We start from the raw sequence: 7,502 nt of genomic DNA, 5'->3' as shown, positions 1-7,502 counted from the left end.
CGGGTTGTGCTTCGACAACACCTTCGTAATCGCCGCCGTCAGCGTCGTCTTGCCGTGATCGATATGCCCAATCGTCCCTACGTTTACGTGCGGCTTTGACCGGTCAAACTTTTCCTTGCCCATGACTACTCGTCTCCTCGTGTTGGCCGGCGTTAGGACCGGCGGTATAAAAAATTAAGCTGAAATCAACTATGCCGATCAGTAGTACGCGTACAGCTTGAAAAACTTCTGCCGCAACTCCGGCGCGACGCGCTCCAGACTGGCAAGGTAAAGCTCCCGAATCTGGCCCTGATCGCTGTTACCCAACTGGCCGTACTGCGTTGCCGTGGCCTTGCCCAACAATCCCTTGGCCAGCACTGACTGAAAGTCACGCACGCGAACCCCCGAACGCTCGAGGGTCTTCAGAAATGCCGCTACATGCCCCAAAGAAAATGAGGACTCGATCGCCCCCTTCACCGCGCCGAATGCTTCGGGATCGCCGACGTGAAGTACAGGCTGCTCATGTAAAGTGCTCAACGCAATCTCCTACGGAATTGCCTGCAAACGTTTGGAGCGGGAGACGGGAATCGAACCCGCGACCAACAGCTTGGAAGGCTGTGACTCTACCACTGAGTTACTCCCGCCCTGCTACTGCAAAGTCGTCCACTTTCTGGACTTCTCAAAAATTCTGGAGCTGACGGAGAGGCTTGAACTCTCGACCTCTCCCTTACCAAGGGAGTGCTCTACCACTGAGCTACGCCAGCATAAAAAACCTGAAACAAACGGCCAAAACTCTTCTACGGTAAAACAATTTTACCGCGAACGGTATCGTTCTAACCCAACGCGGAAGGCAAAATAGCCCAATAAAATCCACGTCAGCGACCGGTATTTTCCTGGCTGCATCGTATGCCAGGAAAGTAAGGCCAACACCCCGATGACAGCAAGCGCAATCCACATCCGTCCGCTGCCTGCAGGGCTTAAATCCACAACGCTCCACTCGTACCACTACCAAAACTAATGGTGCACAGGGGAGGATTCGAACCTCCGTAACTCGAAGAGTGGCAGATTTACAGTCTGCTGCCATTAACCACTCGGCCACCTGTGCACATCCTGCGAAACCTCTCTGCAACACACAACCCTGATCTCAACCCATCAAGCCCCGTCGAACGACCGCGTTCCGCGAATCGAGCGGGTGATTCAACCTTGAAGAAGTCTGAGGAGGCCTGCATGACCAGAACGGCAAGCAGTACAACCAAATCCGTCTTTCTACCGCTGCTACATCTCACTGCTGCCTGAAACTGGAGCTGGCGAAGGGACTTGAACCCCCGACCCTCTGATTACAAATCAGATGCTCTACCAGCTGAGCTACGCCAGCCCAAACAGCCCTGTTTTACCTCTGTCAATCAGCCCCCTGTAAGCTCCACCGCGGAACGCGCAGCAGTGCCTGCGCAGAGTGCGCCGCAGTCGTAACTTTAGCATAGCAGGAGCGCTGTCGCAACGTGGCTGCCTCTTGAAAACCGTTCATGCAATCGAAACCCGCTCCCATGGCGGAGGCACCTTTACCGAGGCCATTCCGGCTGCCGTTGCGGCTTGTATGCCCATCTCCGTGTCTTCGAAGACGAGGCATGACTCGGGTGCGACGCCGAGCCTCTGCGCAGCCATCAAAAATGGCTCGGGATCGGGCTTACTCTTCGCGTAGTCTCCGGCACAGACCAGCGTGTCGAACCGGTCGAGAATCTTCAGCGATTCAAGCGACGCGACCACGGAGTCGCGGGTACTCCCCGAGACGACGGCAAAGGGGATTTGCCCAAACTGATCTTCGATGTGTTCGAGCACCTCGGGTACAGCCCTGAGGTGCGGAAGAGCGGCATAGTAAGCCTCTTCCTTGCGCTTTGCCACCTCTTCGACCGGCATCGCGAGCCCATGCCGCTGGTTGAGCGTGGAGATAATCTCCGACACCGGCATACCTCCCCAGGCGTAGAAGATCTCCTCATCGAACTCACAGCCCCACTGGCCGAGCACGTTGCGCCAGGCGACGTAATGAAGCGGCATGGAGTCTGCGATGGTGCCATCGCAATCGAACAAATACGCTTTGAAGTTTCCTTCGGGTAATTTCAGCTTCAAAATCTACTGCCTCTCTCTGCACAGATGCTTTGCAATTTCATGGCGATATTCTTCATTTTCTCATCCTGAATCATCTTGGGGTTTTGCTTCGCAGATGCATTGCGGAACTTTTGCGGCGGATGCCCGTAAGAAAAAACATAATGACAACGCTGCGGACAAAGTCTCTGCGTATCGGCCATTTCGGTTATTGCCTCGCCATGCTGCTGCCGCTCGCCTTTGCGCCACTGCATCTGGCTGCTCAATCGCAATCGTCGACTGCCGCGCAGCCGCCTCTCCGATTCGAGGTTGCCTCGATTCGACCACACAAGTTCGCCGGCGATGAGCCTTCCAACCGCCGTATTCTTCCCGGCGGGCGTTTTGTCGCCACGGCTACCACGGTTCGCACGTTGATCCGGATCGCCTCTGGTCTCGACGATAACCGTATGTCGGGTGCACCCGGCTGGATCGACAACGAGCTCTTCGACATCAACGCTACAATTGCCGATCACGCTGAGGTCAAGACCCCGGAGCAGTTTCAGCAACTCATTCTCTCGTTACTGGAAGAGCGCTTCGGATTCAAATTTCATCGCGAGCAAAAGGAAGGATCAGTCTACTGGCTTGAGCTCAATAAGCCTGGAAAGCTCGGCCCGGCCCTCAAGCCAAGTGGGCCTGATTCGCAGGCCAATATGAGCAACAACTCCAACGGCGCAAGGTCTGAGATGAAGATTTCGAAGATGTCCATGGCTGACGTTGCTGCTGGCCTTCGCCGCCAGGCTGGCCGCCCCGTCGAGGACCACACTGGCCTAACGGGCGACTTCGATTTCGAGATCGAATGGTCGCCCGAGGAGACTGCCGACTCACTTTATCCATCGCTCTTTACTGTTCTGAAGGATCAGCTTGGGCTGAAGTTGCAACCCGCCAAAGGCACGGTTGAAACTCTCGTCATTGATCAGATCGAACGTCCTTCAGCCAACTAGCGCAGGCAATTATTTCGGCTGACGCAAGCCCTCGGTGGAAGGAACGAAGTAGTAGGCTCCGCTGATCGGCGTGGTGTAGCGTGTAAGCGCATCGCGAACTCCGTTGCGCAGGCCCGCCATGCTCTCAAGCATCGTCGAGAGGCGGCTCTGGTCGGCACTGAATCCGACGAACATCGTTCCGTGATCGATGACTGTTCCGTAGGGCATGTTGCGGCGGAAGATCTTGCCGAACTGGTCCTGATCGGTACGCACAATATGCGCGTCCACGGCCTTGTCTTCGAACTCGATGCTGTCAGGCTTTGTCCGCCCCATCACGCGCTCCTGCTGACTGACTGAGAGCGACTCCCAGGCGGTGGTGTCGTGCTTCCACTTTTGCAATAAGAGGACGGTGCCGGATTCGCCAGGAGTTCCCGCAGGGATGATCGCCGCGTCGGGAGCATCGATGAGGCTTGGGTTCTCCGAGCCGTCGATGAAGCCGGTCAAATCGCGATCGTGCCGGTACGCCCAGCTTGAGGTTTCTTCGCCAACGGTGGCCAGGTCTTTTACAGCAGCGATGGCTGCATGCGCCGAGTCGAACAATACGTCGTGCGCGCTTCCTGAGAGCCACAGGACAGCGTCGCGCTGGGTGGCAGGCATGGTGAAGCTTTCTATTCCTTCAATGGGCGCATTGAATCCATATACTCCTGCAGGACTATGGTCGGGAGCGACTTTGCGCCACAGCTCAGGCCTGAAGCCTGCCACGAGGTTGACTCCGCCGATGGTGGTTCTCGGCTCACGCAAGGCGCATATTGCAGCGGCCAGTTTTTCTTCGTGGCGTTGATCGAGGGCGTCGAATTCCAGATAAATATGCGATGCTGTTCCGAGAGCGAAGATTCCTGCCTGTGGGGTGTTCATTCGGGCATTATATTTGGGCGGCAATTCAGGGATATAGACGAGAACCGCATCAGGGTTCAGCAGCCGTTTCTGCATCGTCCGGCACCCTAAAGTAACTGAAGACATTGCCGTAAGCTCGGGGACAGAGTAGAAACAGAGTGGATGCGCAAATCGACCCGCTACTCGCTTCTTATCGCGCTCGCGCTTGTAGCCGCGCTGGCCGTCGCCATCTTCCTGCGCAAGGCCGCTCCGCCTGAGGCTGCGCGCCTGCTGCCGGAGTCCGATGCCATCGTCTACTTCAACCTCAAGCCTCTACGGCTGGCAACGCACTTTGACCGTACGACGGTCACGCGCAGCGCTGACTATCAGCACTTCATCGACGCTACCGGCATCGTGCCTGAGCGCGACCTCGACGACGCGGCCTTCGCGCTGCATCGCATGGACGATCCCAATGGCCCGAATGGCCCGGTCGGTTACTCCGAGGTATTCGAGGGCCGCTTCGACGCCCAACGGTTTGCCACCTATCTTGCGACCATCGCCACCTCGCAGGAGACCTACGACGGCCACACGATCTTCACGATTCCTGTAGGCGATCTCGACAATAAAACGCACACGATGCGCCAGCTTCGCGTCGCCCAGCTCGACTACGACACGATCGCCGCCTCCAACATGCCAACGACCGAGCAGATCCACTCGATCCTGGACCGCCATCGCGCAGCGGCATCACCCTTCTCCGGCTCTTCCCTGCTCTCAGCGCGGTACGGCGATGTGCCTCTGCTGTCGAGCGCGTGGGCCATCGGACACATCGGCCTTCCGTTCTCGGAGCGCGGCTACATCTCTGTGCTTGGACTACAGCTTCCTCTGCCTGAGGACACTACCTTCGTTGCCAGCCTGCGCTATGTGGGCACGCTGCATCTGCGCGTCGAACAGATTGCTCCCACCGACGCCGAGGCCGCCCGCTCCGCCGAGACACTGAACACGCTGCTCAACCTCTTCCGCTCCATCCAGCAGGGCCAGCCACGCGTCCCTGCGGACGCCTCGCTGCGCGCCATGATTGCATCGCTCAAGATCGAGCAGCACAAAGACCGCACCGTCCTTACCGGAACCGTCCCTCTTGAACTGCTCAAGCAATTGACTGCCGCACCTGCCAGCCCTCAGCCATAACGTTTTGACAATTGGGTTAGAGCATGGGATTTACAGAGGAAAATTTGCCCGGCGAAGAAAAGCGGGCGAGGATCGTAGTCCTCGCCCGTTTCTGTTTCCCGATGTTGAACTTGGCTACTAGCTGCCGGATGCCGCGTCGCTGCCGAGATTTGCCATGGTCACTCGCATGTAACGGTGGGGGTTGACCGGGGTATTGCGAATCCTCACCTCGTAGTGAAGATTGGAGCCGGTGACCCGGCCGCTGTGGCCGACATACCCGATCACCTGGCCGCGAATGACGATCTGGCCGACGATCGAGGCAAAGGCCGAGAGGTGCGCATAGCAGGTTTCGACGCCGTGGCCGTGATCGATGATCACCTCGCGTCCATAGCCATTCACCATACCTACCAGCTTTACAACGCCGTCGGCAGTTGCGTGTACCGGAGTGCCGGTGGGTGCGGAGATGTCGAGGCCCTTATGAAATTCGCCTTCGCCATTGCCCTTGACCGGATCTTCACGCTCACCAAAGCTGCTTGTAATCGGCCCCATGACCGGCCAGAGCGAGGGAGCATACGAGGCCATCTGCAGGTTGCCGGTGTCGTCCATACCAAGGCTGCCTGAAGGGGTGTAGTCAGGACCGCCGATTCCGCTCAACGCACGTGTCACCGATCCGCTCATTGCGGAGTTACGCAGGGCATAAAAAGACTGGAGCGACTTGTAGTACGACTCGTCAGTAAGGCTGTTGCTGGCCTCGGTCAGCGGAGTCGTCGCAACCGATTCGGTGCCGGATGACTTCCCATGGCGCCCTGTCGTTGTCACTACCTTGCCGGTGGATGTCAGCTTGCTTGCGGTCAGGCCGTAGAGGGCCGAGACCTCGCTTGCCAGCGAGCCGAGCGATGCCGCCTCGACGTCCTTGTCGTGCGCCGTCTTCTCGAGATGCGCATAGTCTTTCTGCAGCGAGTTGTGGTCCTGGCGAAGCTGGTTGAAGCGTGCCGTCTTGATCAGCATCCGCGAGTACGATCCCGCCATCCCGGTGATCGTAAACATGCCAATGACAGCCGCCGCCACGAAGATATACGCGTAGTGCAGCGGCACCGGAACCTTGTTCAGGCTTCCGTCTTCGCCACGGCTGACGAACATGATGTAGTAGCGCTTTTTAATGCTCAATCGACGATCCAGACCCAGATGAATTTGACCACACTACAACTGCCGTTCACAAAGCTTCACTGCTCATAAATTCAGCTCAATGAATTCGGCTCACGAATTCAACCAGGCAAATGAGATTTACTAATCGGCATTCAGAAATTGCAGTTTGACTTAGACGCCTTTACAGCTTAACAAACCACCGGATACCGCACAACTTGGTTTTGCCACACAATATACCATCGACATACAACTTTTCGGCTGTATTTAGAAGACCATGAGAGAGTTAGCCCTGATCGAGCAAATTCGTCGCGACTTCGGCTCCGCTGGAAGCCGGGCTGTTGCTCTGGGCATCGGGGACGATTGCGCCATTCTGCGCCCTCCGGCAGGAACCGAAGTACTTGTTACCACAGACTTTACCCTCGAAGGCCGGCACTTTCGCCGCGACCTGCACTCGCCTGAGTCGGTGGGCCATCGCTGCCTCGCCCGGGGTCTCAGCGACCTTGCCGCCATGGGTGCGACACCCATGACCGCCTTTCTTTCGCTTGCTCTGCCTGCCGATCTGGTTACGACGGCCAAAGGGCGCGGATGGATCGCTCGATTTTTTAGAGGGTTGCGATCTCTTGCCGGACGGCACGACATTACACTTGCCGGCGGCGACACCGCTCAGTCTCCCGCCGACGCCATTCTCGCGGACATTGTTCTTCTCGGCACCGCTCCTCGAGGCAGAGCTTTGCGTAGGTCCGGGGCCAAGCCCGGCGATGCGCTTTACGTCACCGGAGCGCTCGGCGGAGCAGCGGCGGAGCTCTCCTCGATGCTCGCCCATAACGTCAACCCAGCAAAGGGGTCAAAGGCCGGAGAGCATCCCCAGACCTTTCCTGAGCCTCGTGTCGGCGTAGGCCAGGCGCTGTTGCGACGCAAGCTGGCGACTGCCTGCATCGACATCAGTGACGGCATCTCTACCGATCTGGCCCATCTGTGTCGGTCCTCCGGCGTCACCGCCGAACTTGAGCAGGCAGCCATTCCGCTTCATCCACTTGCCAGCAAGCTATCTCCTGCAGCAGCCCTCAGTGCCGCGTTGCACGGCGGCGAGGACTACGAGCTGCTCTTCGCGGCTCCGGCATCGGTGAGAATGCCTCGACAACTCAGCGGCGTTCCTATCACCCGCATCGGGCAGTTCAGGCACAGACAGGCCACACGCCCGCTGATCACTCTGCTTGAGCCAGACGGCAGCCGCGCTACACTTGAGCCACAAGGATGGGAGCACTTCTCCGGCCGCTAAGC

8 protein-coding genes and 4 tRNA genes are annotated in these 7,502 nt (G+C 58.0%); 3 read left to right on the top strand and 9 right to left on the bottom strand.

Annotation, left to right across the window (positions count from 1 at the left end):
- The 7 genes from IEW09_RS18195 to IEW09_RS18165 form a co-directional block, all read right to left on the bottom strand.
- A partial coding sequence (locus IEW09_RS18195; protein ID WP_229739126.1) for a GTP-binding protein occupies nucleotides 1–123 on the bottom strand: 123 nt, incomplete at its 3' end.
- Between the two features lie 75 nt (nucleotides 124–198).
- Complete coding sequence (locus IEW09_RS18190) at nucleotides 199–516, bottom strand: hypothetical protein (RefSeq protein ID WP_188555666.1); 318 nt, start codon at nucleotides 514–516, stop codon at nucleotides 199–201.
- Nucleotides 517–548: 32 nt separating this feature from the next.
- Nucleotides 549–623: transfer RNA gene (locus tag IEW09_RS18185), tRNA-Gly, on the bottom strand.
- A 45-nt stretch (nucleotides 624–668) separates the two neighbouring features.
- A tRNA-Thr gene (locus IEW09_RS18180) sits at nucleotides 669–743 on the bottom strand.
- A 254-nt stretch (nucleotides 744–997) separates the two neighbouring features.
- Nucleotides 998–1,084: transfer RNA gene (locus IEW09_RS18175), tRNA-Tyr, on the bottom strand.
- Between the two features lie 194 nt (nucleotides 1,085–1,278).
- A tRNA-Thr gene (locus IEW09_RS18170) sits at nucleotides 1,279–1,354 on the bottom strand.
- Between the two features lie 146 nt (nucleotides 1,355–1,500).
- The gene (locus IEW09_RS18165; protein ID WP_188555665.1) at nucleotides 1,501–2,103 is read right to left on the bottom strand and encodes an HAD family hydrolase; all 603 of its coding nucleotides are present in this window, start codon (nucleotides 2,101–2,103) and stop codon (nucleotides 1,501–1,503) included.
- A 140-nt stretch (nucleotides 2,104–2,243) separates the two neighbouring features.
- Between IEW09_RS18165 and IEW09_RS18160 the strand changes: the two genes are divergently transcribed.
- Entirely contained in the window at nucleotides 2,244–3,059 is an 816-nt protein-coding gene (locus IEW09_RS18160) for a TIGR03435 family protein (RefSeq protein WP_188555664.1), read from the top strand.
- 9 nt (nucleotides 3,060–3,068) lie between these two features.
- Here IEW09_RS18160 and IEW09_RS18155 read toward each other — a convergent pair whose 3' ends face one another.
- Nucleotides 3,069–3,953: a Dyp-type peroxidase gene (locus IEW09_RS18155; protein WP_188555663.1), complete on the bottom strand. Its 885-nt coding sequence runs from the start codon at nucleotides 3,951–3,953 to the stop codon at nucleotides 3,069–3,071.
- Nucleotides 3,954–4,094: 141 nt separating this feature from the next.
- Between IEW09_RS18155 and IEW09_RS18150 the strand changes: the two genes are divergently transcribed.
- Nucleotides 4,095–5,096: a hypothetical protein gene (locus IEW09_RS18150; RefSeq protein ID WP_188555662.1), complete on the top strand. Its 1,002-nt coding sequence runs from the start codon at nucleotides 4,095–4,097 to the stop codon at nucleotides 5,094–5,096.
- Between the two features lie 117 nt (nucleotides 5,097–5,213).
- On the opposite strand, the gene IEW09_RS18145 is transcribed toward IEW09_RS18150, so the two are convergent.
- A complete protein-coding gene (locus IEW09_RS18145; RefSeq protein ID WP_229739435.1) occupies nucleotides 5,214–6,236 on the bottom strand; it encodes a M23 family metallopeptidase in 1,023 nt (340 codons plus the stop codon).
- A gap of 259 nt (nucleotides 6,237–6,495) precedes the next feature.
- Between IEW09_RS18145 and thiL the strand changes: the two genes are divergently transcribed.
- On the top strand, nucleotides 6,496–7,500 hold the full coding sequence (gene thiL / locus IEW09_RS18140) for a thiamine-phosphate kinase (RefSeq protein ID WP_188555661.1): 1,005 nt from the start codon (nucleotides 6,496–6,498) through the stop codon (nucleotides 7,498–7,500).
- The last annotated feature ends 2 nt before the right edge of the window (nucleotides 7,501–7,502 follow it).

The sequence above is a fragment of the Edaphobacter dinghuensis genome (assembly GCF_014640335.1).
GTDB classification, from domain to species: Bacteria; Acidobacteriota; Terriglobia; order Terriglobales; family Acidobacteriaceae; genus Edaphobacter; species Edaphobacter dinghuensis.
This window is presented reverse-complemented; position numbering and strand designations above follow the sequence as displayed.